Source organism: Butyricimonas synergistica DSM 23225 (assembly GCF_000379665.1).
GTDB lineage: Bacteria > Bacteroidota > Bacteroidia > Bacteroidales > Marinifilaceae > Butyricimonas > Butyricimonas synergistica.
Genome location: NZ_KB903359.1, coordinates 141,544 through 164,083, shown reverse-complemented (window position 1 = coordinate 164,083; position 22,540 = coordinate 141,544). Strand labels below are relative to the sequence as shown.

Annotated in this window: 14 protein-coding genes and 1 pseudogene; all 15 read right to left on the bottom strand. The window is 49.0% G+C overall.

The genetic code is table 11. The annotated features are described in order from the left end of the window. Window positions 1-4: 4 nt before the first annotated feature. The 15 genes and pseudogenes from A3CY_RS0100710 to A3CY_RS19925 all read right to left on the bottom strand — a co-directional run bounded on the left by A3CY_RS0100710 (window position 5) and on the right by A3CY_RS19925 (window position 22,538). Window positions 5-586, bottom strand: a complete 582-nt coding sequence (locus A3CY_RS0100710) for a uracil-DNA glycosylase family protein (protein WP_018335961.1) — start codon at window positions 584-586, stop codon at window positions 5-7. Window positions 587-605: 19 nt separating this feature from the next. Continuing rightward, window positions 606-1,178 (bottom strand): flavin reductase family protein, encoded by a 573-nt coding sequence (locus A3CY_RS0100705; protein ID WP_018335960.1) that lies wholly within the window; start codon window positions 1,176-1,178, stop codon window positions 606-608. 352 nt (window positions 1,179-1,530) lie between these two features. After that, window positions 1,531-5,088, bottom strand: coding sequence for a SusC/RagA family TonB-linked outer membrane protein (locus tag A3CY_RS0100695; protein ID WP_018335958.1), 3,558 nt, complete (start codon window positions 5,086-5,088; stop codon window positions 1,531-1,533). Window positions 5,089-5,194: 106 nt separating this feature from the next. Then, on the bottom strand, window positions 5,195-6,367 hold the full coding sequence (locus tag A3CY_RS19955) for a FecR family protein (RefSeq protein WP_018335957.1): 1,173 nt from the start codon (window positions 6,365-6,367) through the stop codon (window positions 5,195-5,197). A 220-nt stretch (window positions 6,368-6,587) separates the two neighbouring features. Further along, on the bottom strand, window positions 6,588-7,673 hold the full coding sequence (locus A3CY_RS21775; RefSeq protein ID WP_018335956.1) for a thioredoxin family protein: 1,086 nt from the start codon (window positions 7,671-7,673) through the stop codon (window positions 6,588-6,590). Between the two features lie 22 nt (window positions 7,674-7,695). Further along, the gene (locus tag A3CY_RS21770) at window positions 7,696-9,132 is read right to left on the bottom strand and encodes an ABC transporter permease (protein WP_018335955.1); all 1,437 of its coding nucleotides are present in this window, start codon (window positions 9,130-9,132) and stop codon (window positions 7,696-7,698) included. Next, window positions 9,129-10,253: an ABC transporter permease gene (locus A3CY_RS0100675; protein WP_018335954.1), complete on the bottom strand. Its 1,125-nt coding sequence runs from the start codon at window positions 10,251-10,253 to the stop codon at window positions 9,129-9,131. The genes A3CY_RS21770 and A3CY_RS0100675 overlap by 4 nt, the downstream gene beginning before the upstream one ends. 1 nt (window position 10,254) lies before the next feature. Then, window positions 10,255-11,914, bottom strand: a pseudogene (locus A3CY_RS23470) (ATP-binding cassette domain-containing protein). Window positions 11,915-11,921: 7 nt separating this feature from the next. Then, window positions 11,922-12,824: an HlyD family secretion protein gene (locus A3CY_RS0100665; protein ID WP_018335951.1), complete on the bottom strand. Its 903-nt coding sequence runs from the start codon at window positions 12,822-12,824 to the stop codon at window positions 11,922-11,924. 136 nt (window positions 12,825-12,960) lie between these two features. After that, window positions 12,961-14,388: a TolC family protein gene (locus tag A3CY_RS0100660; RefSeq protein WP_040371215.1), complete on the bottom strand. Its 1,428-nt coding sequence runs from the start codon at window positions 14,386-14,388 to the stop codon at window positions 12,961-12,963. Beyond that, complete coding sequence (locus A3CY_RS0100655; protein ID WP_018335949.1) at window positions 14,388-15,317, bottom strand: hypothetical protein; 930 nt, start codon at window positions 15,315-15,317, stop codon at window positions 14,388-14,390. Before A3CY_RS0100655 ends, A3CY_RS0100660 begins: the two co-directional genes overlap by 1 nt. Window positions 15,318-15,328: 11 nt before the next feature. Beyond that, window positions 15,329-16,852, bottom strand: coding sequence for a RagB/SusD family nutrient uptake outer membrane protein (locus tag A3CY_RS0100650; protein WP_018335948.1), 1,524 nt, complete (start codon window positions 16,850-16,852; stop codon window positions 15,329-15,331). Between the two features lie 10 nt (window positions 16,853-16,862). Next, window positions 16,863-20,333 (bottom strand): SusC/RagA family TonB-linked outer membrane protein, encoded by a 3,471-nt coding sequence (locus A3CY_RS0100645; RefSeq protein ID WP_240388106.1) that lies wholly within the window; start codon window positions 20,331-20,333, stop codon window positions 16,863-16,865. 26 nt (window positions 20,334-20,359) lie between these two features. Next, on the bottom strand, window positions 20,360-20,872 hold the full coding sequence (locus tag A3CY_RS0100640) for a hypothetical protein (protein ID WP_018335946.1): 513 nt from the start codon (window positions 20,870-20,872) through the stop codon (window positions 20,360-20,362). 7 nt (window positions 20,873-20,879) lie between these two features. Next, window positions 20,880-22,538, bottom strand: a complete 1,659-nt coding sequence (locus A3CY_RS19925) for a S8 family serine peptidase (protein ID WP_018335945.1) — start codon at window positions 22,536-22,538, stop codon at window positions 20,880-20,882. Window positions 22,539-22,540: the final 2 nt, after the last annotated feature.

Here is a 22,540-nt window from a genome sequence, read left to right as displayed (position 1 = left end):
ATCCCTACAACATTTCTAAATCATGAAACATCACGCGGTAATCCGCCGCTTTCTCCTCCAACGGTTTCGGGTAAGCCCGAGAGGACGAGGGCATCCGGTAAAGACGCATCGGGCGACCGTCATACATGAACTCGCTATACCCTCCCACCCGCGGTGAAACCGCCTCAATCTGCTCTAACAGAGTATCCGTGGCTTTCTGCCCGGTGGTCACGATGGCACAACACCCGGGAATCCGATCCAACACCCGTTTCAGATCGATCGGGGTCACTACTTCCAGAAACTGGTCGGAAGCATTCCCCTTGTGCCGGATGATCTCCATTGCCGTGTCGAACAAGGCGATACCTTTTTCACTCAGGAAAGCGATAAGCCGTTCCTTATCAAAAGACTTTTTCCCCTCTTTCAGAAAATAGTCCTTATCCCCGAAAAACAACAACCCGTAAAGCCTCCACATATCATTCTGCAAGTTCGGGTAGTAAAAATCCATTGACCAACGTGCCTGCGGCGGGGGAAAACTCCCAAGCATCAACAATCGGGCATTAGCAGGCAGGAAGGGTTCCAAAGGGTGTCTTTCTATTGTATCTATCATTCACTTCAAGTTATATCGTTCATCGTTTCTTTTTCTTCTCCACTGACCAACCAAATTTACCAATTTTCTTTCCCAATTCAAAATAACCGCCATGCAGATATACCAAGGGCTCCGCATCGGCGAGTTCGAATTTGCCGGTTTCCGGGTTCAGATAACGGTCGTCCGCCTGCACGTTGACGACGTCAGCAATGAACATATGGTGCGACCCCAGCGGTACAATCTCTTTCACGCGACACTCGATCGAAACGGGCGCTTCCTCGATGATGGGAGCCTTCACAACCTTTCCCGGCACGGGTGTCAACTTCATCTCCTCGAATTTGTTGTAATCCCTCCCGGAACGCACCCCGCACCAGTCCGTGGCATACGCCATATCCTTGGTCGTGAGATTAATCACAAATTCCATATCTTTCTGAATGATCGGGTAAGAATTCCGTTCTGGTCGCACGGAAATATAACACATCGGCGGATTGGTACATATCGTTCCCACCCACGCTACTGTCAATACGGCATATTCCCCCGGTTCGCTTCCGCAGCTTACCAACACTGCCGGCAAGGGATAGATCATGTTCCCCGGTTTCCAATTATGCTTCATATAAATTAATTTTCACCACAAATATACGAATTAATTACTTGACGACACATCCCTGTTTGGCATATTTTTTGCTTTCCCCTCCCCGTGAATAGAACAGCTATTTCCGAATAACCGATTTCTACTCATTTTAAATTTATAGTTTTAATTTTTAAATTATTAGGAGGATTTATTATGGGTGCTGCTGGTAACAAAAAACCGAAAAAAAGCAAAGACAAAAAACATGTACCATCTTACGTGGCAGAAGAAGCGACGCATGAAACACCGCTAAAAAACAAAAAAAGCAAATAGGCACATGAATTATAAAAAGGTCTGGAATTAATTTTCCTCTCCTTTTTATATCTGCACGATCACATTAAAATGTTGCGTTCAAACTAAACGTGTAAGAAGGACGCACCGGAACATTAATATTAGAAGACGTGCCGGTCTGTGTACCCGGATCTTGTCCTTTCAACGCCCGGTGACACCATGTCGCTAAATGAAGTGTCGTGAAGGAAAGTTGCAAGGAATCCATTTGCATTGCCTTGCACCAACGTTCCGGCAGGGCATAACGCAAACTCACTTGTTGCAATTTCAAATAATTCCCGCTAACAACCCGAATATCCGAGTCATTATACATCTGCCAAATATTCTCTGCAAACTTGAACAATTCGTTTCTCCACCATGGTGCATTCACCGTCTCGGAAAACTCGGCATTCGGCAAAATCCCGGGTATATTCGTGTACTTCTCGTCACCCGGTCGTTTCCAGCGATTCAACATTTCCCGTCTCAGGTTCTCTGCCGGTTGAGGTACAACACTTTTTATATTATTGTACAATTTCAGCAACCGAACTTTCGATCCCACGCTATACGTGAAATTACAACTTAATGCCAGATTCCGATAAGTAAACGTATTCCCGATACCCCCTTGAATATAAGGCATCCGGCAACCGGAAAAACTCATCACGGTTTGAAAAACATCTTCATGGGTCATTTCTGCATATTTCTCCCAATTCTCTTCCCCGATATTAGCAAATGTAGGTCTACCATCTTTAGAACTCAACCCGGTAAATTCATAAGAAAAGAACGAGTTCAACGGGCGTCCCACGATCTGAACATTCCCATCGATATAGTCTTGATAACCGTAACTGTTGTGCATCACTTGATCTCGCCCTTTATCCTCATTCACCAACCTATTCAACACTTTGCTCAACTGGGGATCCACCCGCCACGAGAAAGTTCCTTTTCCTTTCGAGGCAACCAAATAACAACTTAACCCGAGCTCTACCCCTTGATTCTCTATCGTTCCCTGGTTCACGACATATTCCCGAACTCCGTTGATAACAGATATTTTCTTTTTCAGGAAGGCATCCCGAGTCTTTTTATAGAAATAGGAAACCGTTCCCCGCAACCGCCCCTCGAAAAACGAAAAGTCTGTTCCCAAGTTTAAAGAAGAAGTTCTTTCCCAAGCCAAGTTAGGATTCGGGAACTTATAAATATAAGACTTATCCGATTCCATCCGATCATCCCACTCGCCTTTTTCAATGACCATCTCCGAAGTTTCCAACTCCAACATATTTCCCTGGTAACCGAAAGACAAGCGAAGCGAAAAATCATCTACCCATTTCAAGTTACGCAATACCCCGTCTTTCATATTCCAACGCCCGGATACAGACCAGATAGGCAAAAGCCTCTTGTTGGCATCCTTCCCGAATTTATTGGAAGCATCGATACGTGCATTCATATTAAATATATATATATTTCGTATCGAGTAGGTTAGCGAACCGTACAAAGAAGCCATATTCGTCACCTGATGTTTTGCTATTCCTTGTACTTCCGGGGTTTCCGACGACCATTTGCCAAATGCCGGATATTCCTCCACATCCACGGGTTCAATCAATTTCCCATCCCCGGACAGTCCTCCCCGATATATTTGTTTCCTTCCCGTGTATTTTGAGGAAACTACCTCTCCCCCGATAACAACCGAGAAAGAATGATTCCCGGCTTTATCCAAATAGGGACTATAATTCAATTGTCCCCGCAGGGTATAACTATAACTTTTCGTGTCATCCTTCCTTAACTCTCCCCCGAAAGGAAGTACACCCCGCACCTGTCCCCCGTCGTACAAATCCCCCCGCAAATCAGCCGCATAAGCCGTTTGCTCCCCGAAATAAATATCCTGATCCGTGTTATTCCAATGATAAGCCAACACGGTTTCCGCTTTCAATGTATTCGTTAACCGGTAATCCAGACTCATGTTCAACGATATTCCTTTCCCTTCCACAATCTGCCCGCTATGATCCCGTTCATTCAACACGTTATAATTCACCATATACGTTGTTCCCTGCCGGGGATAATACCACAGTGATCCGTTTTCATTGTAAACAGGGACGGCACGACTCGTGTTATAAGCATAATTCAGCAATCCCACCTCCAATGGCGTGTAATGCCTTTTCTGCACGTTACCGGTCATCCCGAACGAAAAACCGAAACGCTTATAACTTCCGGACAAACATACACTTGTCGTATAACGATCCCCATGCTCCTTTTTCAACACCCCATTCTCCCGGTTATACCCCAACGACACGTAGTACTTTATTAAAGACGTTCCACCCGACAAGGACAAATTATGATTATGCGAAAAAGCATCCCGACAAATCACGTCAAACCAATCCGTGTTATTTTTCTCGTAATATCCCACCTTCTCCTGAAACTCCGTAAAAGAAATCTCACCCCGGTAAAACTCCATCAATGCCCCTTCATACCCTACCCACGAACTGATATTCGAGAGTACAATCCCTTTTTCTATGATCTCCCGCGAATAATCAATACGCTCCAAGGCATCCATCACGTCAACAGAAGCATCCGTGTACCTGGAACGTGTAGTTAATGAGCCCGTGAAATTGTAATTTACTTTCAACGGACCTTCCTGCCCCTTTTTCGTCGTGATCACGATCACGCCGTTTGCTGCCCTCACCCCGTACAAAGCGGTTGCCGAAGCATCTTTCAACACGTCGATCCGTTCCACGTCGTTCGGGTTCAACCCGGAAATGGCATTCCCCAACAGATTCACGAAATCCAGATCATTAATCTGTCCGGCATCCACGTTTACCGGATCGTTTTGCACAATGCCGTCAATCACCCACAAAGGCTCCTGCGTTCCCAATATCGTGGAACTTCCCCGGATACGCAATCTCGGGGCAACTCCTATCTGCCCGGAATTCTGCATGAAAATCATTCCCGGCACCTGTCCTTCCAGCATCCGGTCTATCGTCGTCACTCCCGGCAACATGATCTCGCTCGCCTTCATCGAAGTCACGGCACTCGTCAGATGGCGTTTGGAAACATTCTGGAACCCCGTGATAACCACCTCCTCCACTTCCTGATTCTCATCCTCCATAACGATATTCAAATCTCCCTTGCCCAAATACATCACCTGTTTCATTCGCTTCCCGATAAAAGAAAAAAGCAATATTACACTTTTTACTTTCGGCAATAAAATCCGGTATTCGCCGTTAGCATCAGTAATCACACCCCGGCTCGAACCCTTGACCACGATACTTACTCCCGGCAACGGTTCGCCCCTTTCATCCGATACTTTTCCTTTTATTTCCAGCATTTTCCCGTCCTCATTCTTCCGGCGGACAGGACGGATGACCACGTAGTGATTCAATATTTCGAATTCCAGACCAGTGCCTTTCAACAAGTATTCATACAACTCTTTTAGCGTGTATTCCCGGGATTCCAGTTTCACCTCCCGGTGCATATCCAACTCGTTATTGCTGAACAGCGTGAGCATACCTGTCTGCTGCTCGACTTCGTCGAACACCATTCGTAAGGTCTGCACCGAATCTGTCATTTTTACCGTCTGCGCAGTTCCCTTTCCTAATACTCCAAAAACGAGCACGATGACCCACACCCATGTCCATCTCATAATACTCCCGCTTTATTGTAAAGTATTTTATTATTCACTCCTGCAAGCGAATATTTTGATTATAAATATAGCTATAAACAGGGACTATTCAAAATTTTTAATTTCCTCATTTTTCTTTTATAACAATATTATCCCCGTCAATCTCGAATTTCACATTCGTGGTTGTTTCCACCAATTGAATAAATTCGTTAAAATCAACGTCCTTTCGCACGGCACCCGAGAATCGATAGGCTTTACAAGCCTCATTTTCAAAGACAAAATTCACATCATACCACCGCTTCAATTTCACGGTCAATTCATCCAAAGGCATATCCAAGAAACGGAACATCCCGTCTTTCCAAGAAGTGTACAACCGGACATCAACTTTCCTGATCTCCGGTTCCCCGCCTTCTTCCCGAACTTCCAATTGCTCTCCCGGAGTCAACCGATACTGTTTTCCCCGGTAATCCACTTCTACCGAACCCGATACCAATGTGGTTTGCTGGTACCCGTCTTCGGCGTAACCGCATATATTGAATGATGTCCCTAACACACGTATCGCTGTTTCTCCAGTCTTCACGATAAACGGATGTCCGGCATCCTTAACCACATCAAAATAAGCCTCCCCCTTCAATTCCACGACACGATCTTTTCCTTCAAAAGCCGAAGGAAAGCTCAACTCGCTCTCCGAATTAATCCAAACCTTGGTTCCATCGGCTAACACCACTCCATACTCACCTCCTTGCGGAACCCGGATCACGCTTTGTTCCACCTCTCCTTTTCTACCTTTCCCGACAATTAATGTATTTGCAGAATCCCGCCCCAGTACACTCCCGTCTTCTCCCGTGAGCAAGCGAACCCCATCTTCTTCCAACTCGATCAGTTTTCCTCCCGGCAATTCCCACGTGGCTTTCTGTGACCCCGGTTTAAAACCCGCCGAGGAAGCTATCAACGTAGTACTCACGGGCTCTTTCGGACGATTCATAAAGAGAACTCCCACGATAACCAACACAACAACCGCCGCCGCACTCCACCAGTAAGGAGCCATACGCCTGCGCTTCCATCCCGGAGCCTTTTCTGTTTGCCAATCTATCCGCTTCCAGGCATCATCTATATTAATCTGCCTAAAAGTCCGGATATCACGCCCCGCTGCCGCATACCGCTTCAATTGTTGCATTTCCTCCACCCTTCCGGGGTTAGCCTGCAACCATTCGTCTATATGTTTCTGTTCGTCCTCCGTCAGGCACTCTTCTAAAGATTTCAAAACCAAACGGACTATATCTTCCGGCATCTCGCTCATAACAATATATTTCTTCTCACCCCTACGACAGGAAAAATCCTAAAATGGGTGACAACAAATATAGATATTTTTTTGGAAAAGCAACCAGGTAACCCGTGCAATTACCCATCTCCCCCCGCGAACCCAATGAAAAGCCAACTCGTAAAATTAAAAAAAAGATTGTTGGGATTCGATCGATAATTACACTTGTTACCCGGCGCTATGTCGTTTTTTCTTGAAATTACTGTTTGTATTTAGCTATCAAGTCATTCAAATTCTTTTTCAATCTCACATCCAATTCCGGTACCATTTTTTCTCCCGCGGCTACCAACTTTTGGGCTTGCTCCTGACTTTGGTCCGCCATATACTCCAACACTTTCATGACAACCCGTACATTATCCCCATTCATGCAAAACTTTTTATCTTTCAGTGCGGACATAACGCTTTCTACATTTTTATTTACATACCCGTTTACCAAAGCATAGTGGGATTTCGACAACTCCAGTTGATCCGCTTTGACAGATTTCATACTCTTACCGATTTCTTTAAGATCGCTTATTCCTTCCGGAGTCTTAAACTTTTCTGACGAGAAATAAGGTCTTATCGCCCCTTGGTAAACATAGAACAGCCAAGAATCAACTTCTTCCGGGTTTTCCATATTTTTCCGCAAGGTGGATATATTCTTTACCGCGAAATTGAACCTCTCCGTGCCGTACCCGTTTTCTTTCAACAAAAAGAAAAAGTCATTCTGCAACCACTCCTTGTCTGTCAGTTTTCCAGCCAATTCTTTTTTAATCTCCGCATCTTTTTCCTTAAATCCGCCATAGACCAACGCCACATGGTAATTTGCCATTTGCTTTTTCGTCATCTTCCCGGATGCATACACTTGGGACAAGGGATACAAGGCAGTTTCCTCGTTCAATCCCATCTCTACCCAGGCTATAAAATCCTCCGCTTTAGGCGTTCCCCCGTTAATCCGGTGCTGCACGGTTCCATCCGGTCGAATAATCAAAAAAGTAGGATACGATTTTATATTGAATTTCTTTGCCAATTCAATACCCTCTCCCGCTTCCATATCATATTTCACGCAAACAAACCGGGGATTAAAGAAATCACCCACTTTCTTCAACGGGAAAATCGCCCGAGCCATTCCCTTGCAAGGTCCGCACCATTGCGTGTAACCATCCAGGAATACCAACTTGTTCTCTTTTTTTGCCTTTTCCAAAGCCTCTTTATAGGTCAATTCCTCGAAAACGACCCCACCTTCCTGAGAAAATCCCACGAAAGTAAACAACGTGAAAATCAAACAACATACAATACTTCTCATACTCTTAAAATTTAATATTAAACTATTTTGCTTTTCGAAAATTCCAAATCGCCCATCCGTTAAACACAACTATAAACACGCACAACATTCCGATCTGAGGCAACACGTGACGCAATTCACTGCCATAGGCAAAAAAAAGTCGCATCATTTGGACATAATATCGCAATGGATTGATATCAGCAATCACCCGTGCCCATGCCGGCATACTGTCTATCGGCGTCCACATACCACATAATAAACAGATAATCAACAAGAAGAAAAAACAGAGCAACATCGCCTGTTGCTGATTCCGGCAAGCCGTGGAGATCAATATCCCGAATCCCACCATGGCAACCAGAAACAAGAAAGAAACAATGTATATACTCCCGTAACTCCCTCGCGGTACAATCCCGTACACCAGCCACACGATAATCAGGCCGATCGTCAAAATCACCATTCCGATCACCCAAAAAGGAATGATCTTGGAGAAGATAAAAGCGCTCCGCTTCACCGGGCTCACGTTCATCTGTTCTATCGTTCCGTTTTCTTTTTCCGTCACGATATTCAAGGCCGACAACACCGTCCCGATCAGACACACCAGTATCGCCAATATCGAGGGGATCTGGTACAGGCTCGACTCTCCGTCCGGGTTATACCGGTTGTTGACGATCATTCTTACCTGCTCGAAATTAGCTTCCGCGGGTTTCTCGATAAGCGGTATGTCGACATCCGGCACGTTCGTGTTCATCGCGAATCCCGGCACGGCAACCGCTTCCGCCCCCATCCCCTCGTTCACCTTCCTTGTCACCGCTGTTTCTATTGACTCCGGCATCTTTTGCTGGCTTGCCTCTGCCTCCATCTGTGCCTGTTCGGCTTCAGCCCGGGCTATCATCAAGGATTGCTCCCGGGCCATACGGGCCTGCGATTCTGCCTCCGCACGGGCCCGTTTCATCATCTCCGCCTGGGCTTCCGCCTCCACCCGTGCCAATATCTCTTCTTGCGACTCCAGCCGGAATCCCGGTTGGAATCCGAAACCATCGATATACTCCCAAATGTACCGTTCCATGATCTGAAGGAAATAAAATGACGAAAGTCCTGCCGTCACCCCGTTCACGGCATCAATCTCCAACAGGATCGGTGCCGCGGTCCGTTCCATGATATTTTTCTCGAACCCCTTCGGGATTTCCAGAATACCGGAAGTTTTGTTTTCTTCCATCACCGCCAATCCCTCGTCATAAGAATTCACGTAAGCCCCGATCACGAATTGGTTCGAGCTGGTCAGCTTGCGCAAGAAACTTGCCGATGTGGTGGAACGGTCATGATCCACCACGCTTAAAGCAATCTTCGATGTTTTCACTTTCGCCGCCGGGGGAAGGATAAACAACAGGATCACCGTGATCAGGAACAAAAGCAATAAAATCATTTTATCTCTCGATATCTGAATAAATTCCTTCTGCAACAAAAAGCCCAACATTCTCATGACAAACGATTTTTAAAACATTTGATACTAATAACAATCAAAACGACCGTTATCACTGCCATCCAGATCAATTCCCGGTAAACGGCAACCATCCCCAACCCCTTGATCATTATATTTCTTGCCGCCGAGATGAACAACGTCACCGGCATGCAATGCACGACAACACGCATCGCGGGCGACAGCACATCCAGCGGGAATATAAACCCGGACATCACGATTGCCGGGAGCATCAATCCCGCGATGGAAACGATAATGGCACTCCGTTGCGTTTTGGTCAACACCGAAACCATGATACCCAATGCCAAGGACGACAACGTGAATATCGTGCCGATAAAGAAAAGCAGGATAATATTCCCCGCGATCGGCACTTTCAATATGAATACCGATATCAACAGGATGATCACGATATTGAACATGCCCACGATCAGGTAAGGTACCAGTTTCGCCAGAATAATCACGGGCGGACGTATCGGCGACACGAGCAACACTTCCATCGTCCCCGACTCTTTCTCTTTCACGATGGCAAGGGAAGCCATCATCGAACACACCAGCATCAACACGATGCCGATCACTCCCGGCACGAAATGAAAGGCGCTGCTCAACTCCGGGTTATACCGCATCTTCACTTCCGGGATGATCTGTATCGGGATCTCCCGGTCGGCATTCATCCGCTGTTGGAACTTCAGTAGAATCACTAATATATGCGATTCCAAGGTTGAAGAATTGATCCCCAGGCTGGCATCCATGATCACCTGCATATTTCCCGTCCCGGTCTGCTTGATACTTTTCTCGAACCCCGGCATAAACACGAATGCCTGCGACAATTTGCCCGCCTTGAACAATTCGTCCACCTCTTCCATCGAATTCACCCGCCCGATCACGTGAAACGTGGTACTGGCATCCAGTTCCGCCACCACTTGCCGGCTCAACGGGTCATTCGACAAATCCAGTACAGCCGTGGGCATCTCCGTCAAATTGCTGTTCAGCGCGAACCCGAAGATCAACAACTGCGTGATGGGCAACACGATCAACACCAGCAACGTCTTCCGGTCGCGTAATATATGGAAAAACTCTTTCTGCGTGAAAGCAAAAAACTGATCTATAAATGTCTTTATCTTCATACTATCCGTCTTTTCTTTGTGCCTTCCGGGCTAACAGGTAAAACACCTCCTGCATGCCCGGAACCCCATATCGCTGTTTCAATGCAGACGGCGTGTCCAACGCCTCGATTCGCCCGTCTACCATGATCGACACCCGGTCGCAATACTCCGCCTCGTCCATGTAATGAGTCGTCACGAACACGGTGATCCCGTTCGCCGCCGCCTGGTAGATCAATTCCCAGAACATCCTCCGCACGGCAGGATCCACTCCGCCGGTCGGTTCATCCAGGAAAACAATCTGCGGCTCGTGAAAAGTCGCCACGGAAAACGCCAGACGCTGTTTCACCCCTTGCGGCAACAAACGCACCAGCGTATTCCGTTCTTCCGACAACCCGAGATCACTTAAAACCAAATCCATTTTCTTCCGGATATCCGCGCGGCTCATGCCGTAGATTCCCCCGTAAAGACGTATATTTTCCCTCACCGTCAGGGTCTCGTACAACGAGAATTTCTGGCTCATGTATCCGATCCGGCTCTTTATTTTTTCCGTTTCCCGGCTAATATCAAAACCCACGACGCGTCCCGTCCCGAAACTCGGTTTGCTCAACCCGCACAACATCCTCATCGCCGTCGTCTTCCCCGCCCCGTTTGCCCCGAGGAATCCGAAGATCTCCCCCCGGTACACCTCGAACGAGATGTGGTCAACAGCCGTAAAGCTTCCGAACTTTTTCGCCAGGCGTTCCACCTCAATCACCTTTTCCATCACACCTGTCATTAGTTAGTTTCATAAAATAATCCTCTATGCCCGCCTCTATCGGCCACCATTCCACGCCTTCATGCCCCCGCTCCTCCAAACGCCGGACCAACTCGTCGACAACATATTCCCGATCGTGAAATGTCACGTGCAACGCATCGCCAAACGTGAAACAGGAATACACCGCCGCCTCTTGCCGGATATCCTGCAACAACGTGTACATATTCCGTCCCCGGAAAGCCACCAGTTTCTGGTCATGCCTTTTCACCAGCTTGTCCGGTTCATCCACGGCAAGGATCTCCCCTTTGAATATCAACCCGATCCGGTCACACAAACGGGCTTCATCCATGTAAGGTGTCGACACGAACACCGAAATCCCGTCCCCGCTCAGGCGCTTCAGCACATCCCAAAACTCCTGCCTCGAAATCGGGTCGACCCCCGTGGTCGGTTCATCGAGGAACAACACCTCCGGCTTGTGGATCAACGCGCAACACAACCCCAGTTTCTGTTTCATCCCGCCCGACAAGGCGCCCGCCCGCCGGTTCTTGAAGGGGGCCAATTGCTCGTATATATCTTTAATCTGCCCGTAATTCGCCTGCACCGTGGTATCAAATACCCGGGCAAAAAAGCGCAGGTTCTCTTCCACCGACAAATCCTGGTACAGAGAAAACTTTCCCGGCATATACCCCACGATATTCCGCACTTCCCGGAATTGGTCCACCACGTCATGCCCCCCCACGAAAGCCCGACCCGCGGTGGGCAACAACAAGGTCGTCAATATCCGGAACAACGAACTTTTTCCCGCGCCGTCGGGACCGATCAGACCGAACACTTCCCCTTTTTTCACCTCCAGGGAAACATTTTTCAAGGCAACGACCTCTTTCAGCATCTGCCGGTAAACCATCCCGATATTCTCCGCTACAATCATACACCGTTTATAACGTATTAAACTTCACGTCAGCATACATGCCTATCCGAAGGAAACCGTCATTCTCCACGTGTACCCTCACGGCATACACCAGATTATCCCGGTCATCTTCCGTCTGTACGGTTTTCGGTACAAACTCCGCTTCCGAGGCGATCCAGGCGATCTTTCCCCGGTACTCCCGTTCCTGGCCGCCACCCAATTTGGCAAACACCCGTACCGGATCACCCACTCTCAAACCTACCATGCGTTTTCCTTCCAAATAAACCTGAAGGTGCATGTTCTTCAGATCCCCTATTTTATACAACGCCTTCACCGGGGCCACCAGTTCCTTCTCCTGCGAATATTTGGCAAGCACCGTGCCGTCTATCGGATTCACCACCAGGCAACGCCGGATCTGGTCATTCACCTGATCGATTTTCAAGGCGATCGCCTCACTTTCCGCTTGGGCTCCGGCGATCATGACTTCCGCCTGATGGGTCTGTCCCTTCAACATCGAACGTCCCTCATCCACCATCGCCTTCACGTCATCGTACTGTTTTTGCGTCGCCGCCTTTCCTTGCAGCAGACGCTCCACCCGCTTCAGCTCTCTCTCCCCTTTCGCCAACTTCAACCGGTACACTTCCAGCACTTTATTCAAATCCGGTATCCGCTCGTCCACGGCCTTCACCGCCTGTTGCGCCTGCACCTTCAACCAATGCAACTGCATCGTGTCAACCAGCCCGACCACCTTGCCCGCCTCGATGTAATCCCCCTCCATGACATCCAGCCGTTCAAGCCTTCCGCTAATCTCCGACGACACGATGATCTCCCTCGCCTCGAACATTCCCGAACCATCCCGTTCTTCCGCCTGATCCTTGCAACCAACTCCCAGAACAACCAAAACCACTATACTCAAAATCTTATTCTTCATCTCCCCAAATATTTAGCTCTAAATTCGTAAATCATCAATCATAAATCGTCAATCGTCAATCATAAATCGTCAATCGTCAATCATAAATCGTCAATCGTAAATCGTCAATCGTCAATCGTCAATCGTCAATCATAAATCATAAATCCCCCATCGTAACCCTCTTGGAATACACCATCATCTCCAGCTCCACTTCCCGCAGCACTTTCTCTTGTTGCGCGATCAATGCCTGATTCACATCCATGATTAATTCCGATATTGTGTACACCCCGTTCTCGTACTTCACCTCGGACGCTTTCCGGATATTTTCCCGCAAACGCACGGTTTCCTCGTCACTCTTCACCATCTCCTGCAACTTCCGGATCTCCGCGTCCTGCATCAACACCTCCATCCGCGTGTTAAACACGAAACTCTCCTTCATGATCTCCACGCTTTCCTGCTGCACTTTCACCAGCCTCCGGTCATTCCTCAACGTGTTCAACTTTCCGAAATTCCAACTCAGCAATACACCGCCGACAAAATAAGGTTTAAAATCACTGTCGAACGTGTTCAATCCCGATTTCCCGTATCCTCCCAGGGCGAACAGCCCCAGCTTCGGCATATTCTCGGCATTCACCATTTTCAGGTCGGCATCCAGGCGTTTGATCTTCCGGTCCATATACTCCAGTTCCGGACGCTTGATCTCCTCCTTTCTCAAAGAAGCCATTCCCCTAGGCATCTCCAGCAAGGTCTCTTTCGTCAGGGGGCGATGGATCAAACTCGACAACACACCCAGGCAAGCCTCTCGCTTGGCATTCAACTCCATCCGCAACTGCCTGTATTTAATGCGCTCCACGTCAATCACGTCCAAATCCGTTTCATAAATGATACCCTCTTTCAACGCGATCTCGGCACGCCTCCGCAAACTGTCCAGGATCTCGTCCGCCCGGTTCAATTGCTTTTCCCGCCCGTCTATCGTCAGCAACCCGAAATACAATTGTTTCACCTTATCTTTGATCTCGTACAATTGTGCGTCCAGCCCGGCATGCATCATCTCAATTTCCGCCGTTGCCATCTCTTTGCCGGCTTTCACTCTTCCTCCCGCCCATAACGCCTGCTTCAACGACAGCGACACGCTGTAACGGTCCTGGTCACTCACGGGAATCGTCATATTCGGGATCGACACCGGCACATTCACGGTCGGCAACGTCGTCACATTACCGGGCAACGTCGTATTATTATCAGAAGCCACTTGATTCAAATCCACCGCGATATTCACCTTCTCCGGCAATTTCAACTTCAGTTCCGTCTTCTCCGACTGCCACGATGCCACCCCCGTCAGGCTGAACTCCGGCATATACGCCCGCGAAATATTCGACAACGTGTATTCCCGCGCCCGCTCCAACAACCCGTGCTGCCGGATGGCAGGGTAATTCTCCAGGGCCCATTGCTGGCACTGTTCTATCGTGATCCGCTCCTGTGCGGCCACCCGTCCGGGCACGCCGCTGACCAAAATCCCGAAAAAAAGGCCAAGGGTTTTGCTAAGGCATCCCGCCAAAGGATGCCTTAACCGATTTATCCTCTTCATCATTTCTCCAATATACCCGCATTCACCATCATCTCCCGCATCACCTCATACTTCGCGATTACGGCAGGATACTTTTTGTACCTCTCCCGGATCTCCGCATCCGTGCAACTCAATATCAACCCGATATAACTTGCCCTCTCCTGTTGCTCCGAGGGGGCATATATCCGATTTACGGCCCGGTAAGAATAGAACAGGAATCCGAACAGCTCCGGCTCCGGCACTTTTTTGACCGTACTCGTCCCTTTGCTCAAGATACCCCTCAACCAATTAACCGGACTATAGTCATTCGACAATTGCACCCTATACCTGACCGAATCAAACTCGGCATACAACTTCTCATTCAATTCACACCCTTTCACGTCGTCCACGTATTCCAAACCGGCCAACTCCGCCATAAAACTCTTCTGTGCGCTATCGCTCATCTGCCGGGCTTCCTCGATTCTCCCGATACAAACCGTGGTCAGGAATTTCATATACCGTTCCGGGGGAGTTGTCGTGTTAAAAGAACTTTGCCACAGGGTATCCGCCAACAAATAGACCAGCGGACGTTTATCCTTGCGCAAATAATCAAACAAATACTTATCCATCATCTCTGCCATAGCCAGCACATCCGCCCGGTCGTCTGGCAAAACGTATTTCGGTTTGCTGTTACTGGATACGGCATATCCCGGCCGCCACACCTCATAATACATGTACAAATTTCCCTGCGAGTCATACCGTTCCTCGCTTCCCAAGGTGTCATTATACAAAATATTCACCCCCTGCTCCGTGTAAACCCGGTACCGCAAATGCGTCAACGGGTCATTCGGATCGTCTTCTACCGTCAACCAGTTCCGGTCCTTGTAAGAAGGCGCCAAAGCATCGTCCTCCTCGCATCCCGCTAACCCCAGCAGGCACAACAGGCTAATCACTAATATTCTTGTTTTCATAAGCGTTCGTTTTAGTAAAGGATACTTTTATTTCGTTCATTCTGTTCCAATCGGCCCTGATTCTCCTCGACATCAAAGGCAGGAATAGGCAACACCCAGTTTTTGGCAGGGTAAGCGTCCAGCAAATAATACCCCTCGTTCATTCCCGGTTGATATTTCGACCCGCTCGTGTGCACGTAGGATATATGGCGTATTTCCTTGCTCTCCGGGTAATTCGGGCAAACGGCATATCTTCTCAAATCGAACCAGCGGTGCCCCTCGAAGCAAAGTTCCCTCCTCCGCTCTTCCCGGATAAATTGGATCAATTGTTCCCCGCTCTCCGTCACGGTACCCACGTTTCCTGCCGCGATCCGTTTTTCTCTCAACTGTTGGATCAACGCCCGCGCTCCGGCTTCATCCCCCGTCATGGCAAGCGCCTCCGCCTGGTTCAGATACGCCTCCGAGATACGCAACGTGAACATATCCGACGCGTACGGGTCCATCCTCTTCGGGTAAATCCGGCCCGATTCCAGTTCCGTCGAGCAACGCACCATCAATCGAGCATCCCCGGTCTTGTACAATTGCTCCAGTTCGCTCGAAATGCCGAAAGCGGAAGTACCGGTCGAATTCGACGGACCTTTAAAAATAGCTTCCCGGCAATCCTGCCCCATGGTGAATATCAATTCCGGGCTCGTAACCGAAATATAAGGAGCTTTATTATCGGCAACAATGTCTGCCAATGCATATTTTCTAAACAACTTCTCGTACAATTCAGGCACCAGCTCCCACTTGCCCATGTAGCAGTACACCCGTCCCAGCAGCAAACGGGCGGCATCTTCATTCGCCCAAAAACGATTTTTCATCTCCATGCCCTCCAAACAAGCCACCGCTCCTTGCAAATCCCGCACGATCTGGTGATACACGCTGTCCACCGAAGCACGCCCCCAGTAACGGTCATCCACGTAAGCAAACGTCTTCAAGGGAACTCCCAAGTCCGTGTCCGCCGTGATGGCTGAATAAGGTTTCGCGTACAGATTCACCAGAAAATAGTAGTAATACGCCCGCAAAAAGAGGGCCTGACCTTTTACCCGGTTCCGGTCTGCCTCCGGCTCCTCCGTGAACTCATCCACCTTTGACAACACGGCATTCGTCACCCCGATATGCGTGTACAACCGGATCCAGTTCGGGTCGTCATACTCCGAACTGCCGTCGTGGTTCGTGTTCTCATCCCACCGGTAAAACGCCCCCAAAAGCGAATAGGGTTGGGTGGACACCTTCTGTTCCTGCCCGAACACGTTGGCAGTCACGTCATCGTCCATCACGTGAAGACCCGGGAAATAATATCCGCCGGTCTTCGGATCCGTACTCTTCAAGGCAGCAGACGTCAAAGTTTTCGACGCCGGCAAACCGTATGCGTAAGCGTTCCCGACCAACAACTCCTCCAAATCCGCGCAATTCACGGCATAAGTCAAATCTTGTGACTGCTCCTCCAAAAAATCCCCGCACCCGCTCAACAGGAACCAAAAACACCATATATAAATCGTATATCTTTTCATAATTCCCTATTTAAAATGATACATTCAGGTTTAACGTGTAACTCGGAAGCACCGGAACCGATATCGACGATGCGGATCCCGATTGGGAGGTCGGATCCTGTCCTTTCAACTTCTTGGAACTCCAGGTAAAAAGGTTGGAAGTCGAGAACGAAAGATACATGGCGCTCACCCGCATTCTCTTGCACAACTCCTCCGGAAGATTGTACCGAAAATTAAGACTCTGCAATTTCAAATAATTACCGCTCACGACCCGAATATCGGCATTATTATACATTTGCCAGATATTCTCCCCGAATTTATAAGAGTTTTCATTTTTCCACCAAGGCTTGTCCACGGTTTCCGCGTAATCCGCCGAGGACAAAATGCCCGGGATATTGGTCCTTTTCTCGTCTCCCGGCTTTTTCCAACGGTCCACTAACTCGCGGCGCAAGTTCTGCACCGGTTGCGGGGCGCTTACGTTGGAACTCGTGTTGTCATACAGCTTCATCAAACGTATCTTGGAACCGATGCTGTAAGCCAAACTGAAACTCAAGGTAAACTGACGGTAACCGAATGTGTTGGAAATACTACCTTGCAAATAAGGCACCCGGCACCCGGAATAATCCATCACCGTCAGGCACACTTCGTCATTCGTCATTTCGGCATATTGCTCCCAATTTTCCTCCCCGATCCGGGCAAAAGTAGGCGCCCCGTTCCGCGGGTCCAAGCCGGTAAATTCATACGAGAAGAACGAATTCAACGGTCTTCCCGACACCTGTGCGTTTCCGTTCAGGTAATCTTCATACGTGTAATCATCATGCAAAGTCCGATCCCCTTTCTTGTTCTCCGTCACCTTGTTGATCAACTTGTTCAACACCTGCCCCAACTGCGGGTCGATACGCCACGTAAAACCCCGTTTCCCGCCGCCGGCAGCTCCCAACCCCGGGGGAATCGGGTACACCTGGAAAGCAAATTCCACCCCGGTATTTTCCACCGTTCCCTGGTTCACCGTGTACTGGCGTACACCGTTGATCACGGATATCTTTTTCGAGAGGAAAGCATTTTGGGTCTTTTTATAGAAATAGGAGAAACTACCTTTCACCCGGTTTTTAAAGAAGGCAAAATCTACGGTCGTGTTTAAACTGGCTGTCTTTTCCCACGACAAATTCGGGTTGGGGAATTTATAAATCGTTGACCGGTAATTATCCATCTGAGTATGTAGATCGCCCTTCTTGATGATCAGTTCCGGGCTCTCCGAATCCAACATATTTCCCTGGTACCCGAACGAAGCCCGCCAGGAGAGATCATTCACCCATCCCCAGTTCGGCAACAGATCCTCCTTCATGTTCCAACGGGCGGAAACCGACCACACGGGCAACAATTTATCGTTCGCCCGGCTACCGAACTTATTGGAAGCATCGATACGCATATTGGCATTCAGGATATACTTGTTCTGGTAGGAATAAGACACCGTGGCATACCCCGACACCGAGTTCGTCAACTGGTCTTTCAGTATTCCGCGGGCATCCTGCGTGGAAACCAGCCATTTTTCAAAATCCGGATAACTACCGGAATCAAACGTGGAAATCAACAGGCCTCGCTCTTTCAAGTATCCCCGGTGCGTTTGCTTGATTCCCGTGTATTTCGTGGAGGAAAGCTCTCCTCCCACGGAAGCCGTGATCATATGATTTTGTGCTTCATCCAAGAATTTCGAGTAATTCAACTGTCCCCGCAACATATAGTTCGTGTTCTTCGTGTTCTCTTTCCGCAATTCGGCACCGAAAGGCATCAACACTTCCTTAAACTGGGTTCCGTTATATACCTTACCCGCCAAAGCAGCCGCGTATGCCGATTTCTCCCCGAAATAGGTTTCCTGGTCCGAATTGTTGATCGTGTACGAGAATGTGGCTTCAGCCTTCAGATTCGGGAAAATCTTATATCCTAACTGTGTCGTCAAAGACAATCCGCTGGAATTCATTTCCTGTGACGTATTGTCCCGTTCTTGCAAAATATTATAATTCACATCAAAATTTCTTCCCTCTAACCGTTTCGGATAATACCACATCGACCCGTCCTCGTTGTACGCAGGTACACCGCGACTGGTATTGTAAGCATAGCCCATCAACCCCACCTCGTTGGGGGTATAGTGCTTTTCCTGCACATTCCCGGACAAACCGAATGACATGGAAAATTTATCGTAATTCAAATTCAACCTCATCATCGCGGTATAACGGTCTCCTTGTTCCTTTTTCAATACCCCGTTCTCCCGGCTGTATCCCAAGGAGGCGTAATACTTCATATTGGCGGATCCTCCGGAAATCGACAAACTGTGATTGTGAGAGAACGCATCCCGGCAAATAATATCGAACCAATCCGTGTTATTACTCTCGTAAAAACTAACCTTCTCCACGAATTCATCGTGAGTAAGCTTACCACTATAATAATCCATCAAAGCTGCCTCGTACCCCACCCACGAACTGATGTTCGAATAACTCAATCCTTTTTCTATCGCCTCGCGGGAATAATCGATACGCTCCAAGGCATTCATCACGTTTACATTCCGGTCCGAATAACGGGAACGTCTCGTGTAAGTTCCCGTAAAACCGTAAGACACGGTCGGGGGACCGGGTTTTCCCTGTTTCGTGGTGATCACGATCACCCCGTTTGCCGCCCGCGTTCCGTACAATGCCGTGGCGGAAGCATCCTTCAACACGTCGATCTGCTCGATATCATTCGGGTTCAACCCGGCAATCGCGTTACCCAACAGATTCACGAAATCCAAGTCATTGATCTGTTCCGGACTCACGTTCACGGGATCGGTCAATGGAATACCGTCCAAAACCCACAACGGCTCCTGTGTCCCCAGTATCGTGGAAGTACCCCGGATTCTCAATCGCGGGGCGGCACCCACCTGCCCGGAATTCTGCATAAAGATCATGCCCGGCACATGCCCCTCCAGCATCTTGTCTACCGTAGTAATCCCCGGCATCATGATGTCGTCCATCTTCAATGAAGTCACGGAACTCGTCAAGTGCCGTTTCTCGATTTTCTGGTATCCGGTGATCACCACCTCTTCTATTTCCTGGGTTTCATCTTCCATGATTACTTGCAGATCGGTTTGCCCGGTAAATTTAATCTCTTTTGGCTTTTTTCCGATAAAAGAGAAACAAATAATTATTCCGTCCGTCTTCTCCGGCAACGGAAGTACAAATTTCCCATGGGCATCCGTGACCACGCCCCGCGTGCTCCCTTTGATAACCACATTCACCCCCGGCAAAGTATCCCGGTCTTGCCCGAGTACCACGCCCGTCAATACTTTCAATTTCGCTTGCGGCAATGCCTGCCCGTCAAATTTCAGGGCGGAATACCCCGCTCCGGTCGAACCGTGGGCCAGCGTCCCGACGGAAAGCATCACAAACGCCACGATCAGTTTCACCATCCCGCTCCATCGAGCAGATGCCGAACTTTTCCCGTGTAAAAAATAGGTACAATTTTCTCTCATAAGTATGTATCGGTTAAAATAAAACATTATACTTTTTTCCCTTTAAAAACGACTTTCGGTTCCGCCACCATCGGGACAACCACCAAAGTCAACAAAACCTCCATTTCCCGGTTTTGAATCTTTCCCTGGTGGGAATAATTCAAGGTTTGCGTGTTATAATTCACGCTCCCCTTCCCCTCCAAACGGTAAATCGATTCAGCCTGAGTCACCGTACAGACAGACGGTTCCAGAGTAATCCCCTCCACGGGCATCTTAAAATCCACCAGTTCCATGCACACCTCCTTTTTCCCGTTCAACTTCACTTCCACTTTACAAGGAATCGGTCCGTCCGGCAAAAGTTTCTGCCCGTTCGCCGTCATATTTGCCGCCATTTTCTTCAAATGATCGGGCAAAACGATCGTCGCTTCCCCCTCGTAAATACCCAGCAGAGGAGTAACATCCTCCACCACCGCCCCTTTCTCCCGGGTACAAATCCGGAACACGGCAACCGTGACAGCGGCAAGAACAACTATTCCGATAATTAATAATGTCCGCTTCATCTGCCGTCTATTTTGACTTTTTTACATGCATCTCTTCCGCGATCTTCACGGCTCCCAAGGCATTCAACACGCCCCCCGTGGCACACAACTCCCCGAAATCAACTTGCTCCAGCGTACCGCTCAATCCCGGCCGGGTCACCATCTCCCCTTTCCGGGAAGTCACTCCTTCCAGTATCGCCTGTTTCACTTCCCGGGCGCTCAATTCCGGAAAATAATTCCAAATCAGGGCTGCCACGCCCGTCACCACCGGAGCCGCCATGCTCGTTCCCCGTAAATTCTTGTATTTATTGCCCGGTACGGTGGAATAAACGCCATCCCCGGGAGCGAAAAGATCGACTTCCCGTTTCCCGTAATTGGACGATCTTGCCGGCTGTCCCGACATCCCGATAGAACCCACGGCAATCCAATGCTTCAAATCCTTTTTCCCGGTTGCGTGTTTCGACGGGTATAAATGATGTTTCTCGATCGACGCCCCGTCATTTCCTGCCGCGTGTACCAATAAAATGCCTTTCTTCTCGGCATAGCGCAACGCTTTCTCCACCATCTCCCGGCCGGGTGAAGTACGTTTCCCGAAACTCATGTTGATCACCCGGGCGCCGTTGTCCGCCGCGTAATAAATAGCCGCCGCCACATCCTTATCCCGCTCATCGCCATCTCCCTCGTGCAGGCGGATAAACATCAGCTCCACGTCGGCGACGCCGTCCATGCCGACACCGTTATTCCGGGCTGCCCCCACGATGCCTCCCACGTGCATCCCGTGCAACGAACTCTTTTTCCCGTCAAGACGGTTGTTCCCGTATTTCCGGTCGGCACCATCGTGAAGACGGTCACCCAAAGCCGCGCGCTCCTGCTCGGAAATCTTCGTCACTTCGATCCGTTTCCGGTACTCCTTTTCGGCTTCCTGCACGAAACCGCCCCGTTGGGCATACAATTTCGTCCAGGACATCAGCGGATTGCTTCGCAATTTCCGGAGAAAAAACTCGTAAGCCGCAACCCGGTCGGCATCCGGTTCATCTTCCTTCATGATCGAGGCTAAATCCTTACCGGAAAAGGCTTTCCGATCCGGGTCTGTCGCCCGCAATTCCTTTTCAAATTGCTCCGCGTACCGCTCGGCTGCCTTTGCCCCGACGATGTTTCGTTTTGCCTGACCGATAGATGCAATCGGTTCTACCTCCTCTTTGAAATAACGATATTCCCGACGCTCTTTCTTCGACAAACGGGCAATATCCTTTCCCTCGAATTTTTCTGACAGGACAAGGTATTCCCGGTCCGCCTCCAGACTTCCGGTTTCCAGCTGGGTGCCATCCTTCCGTCCCGCGAAATTCCACCCGTGCACGTCATCCACGTACCCGTTCCCGTCATCGTCAATCCCGTTTCCCGGAATTTCGTCCCGGTTCACCCACAGCACATCTTTCAAATCTTCATGGTCCAATTCCGCACCCCCGTCGATAATCGCGACGACCGTCTTTGCCTTCGGCTCGTATTTTTTCAAATAATCATACGCTTTCCAAATCTCCGCCCCGAATACCTTCTCGGTATCCATGGATCCCATCTGCCAGTATTGCGCCGGCAAGACTTTGGGCTTCTGCCCGCCTTTCGGCTGGGCAGAAGCGGCATAAGCCGCAAAAATGAAACTAACACACGATATAAATATTCTCGTATCCATAC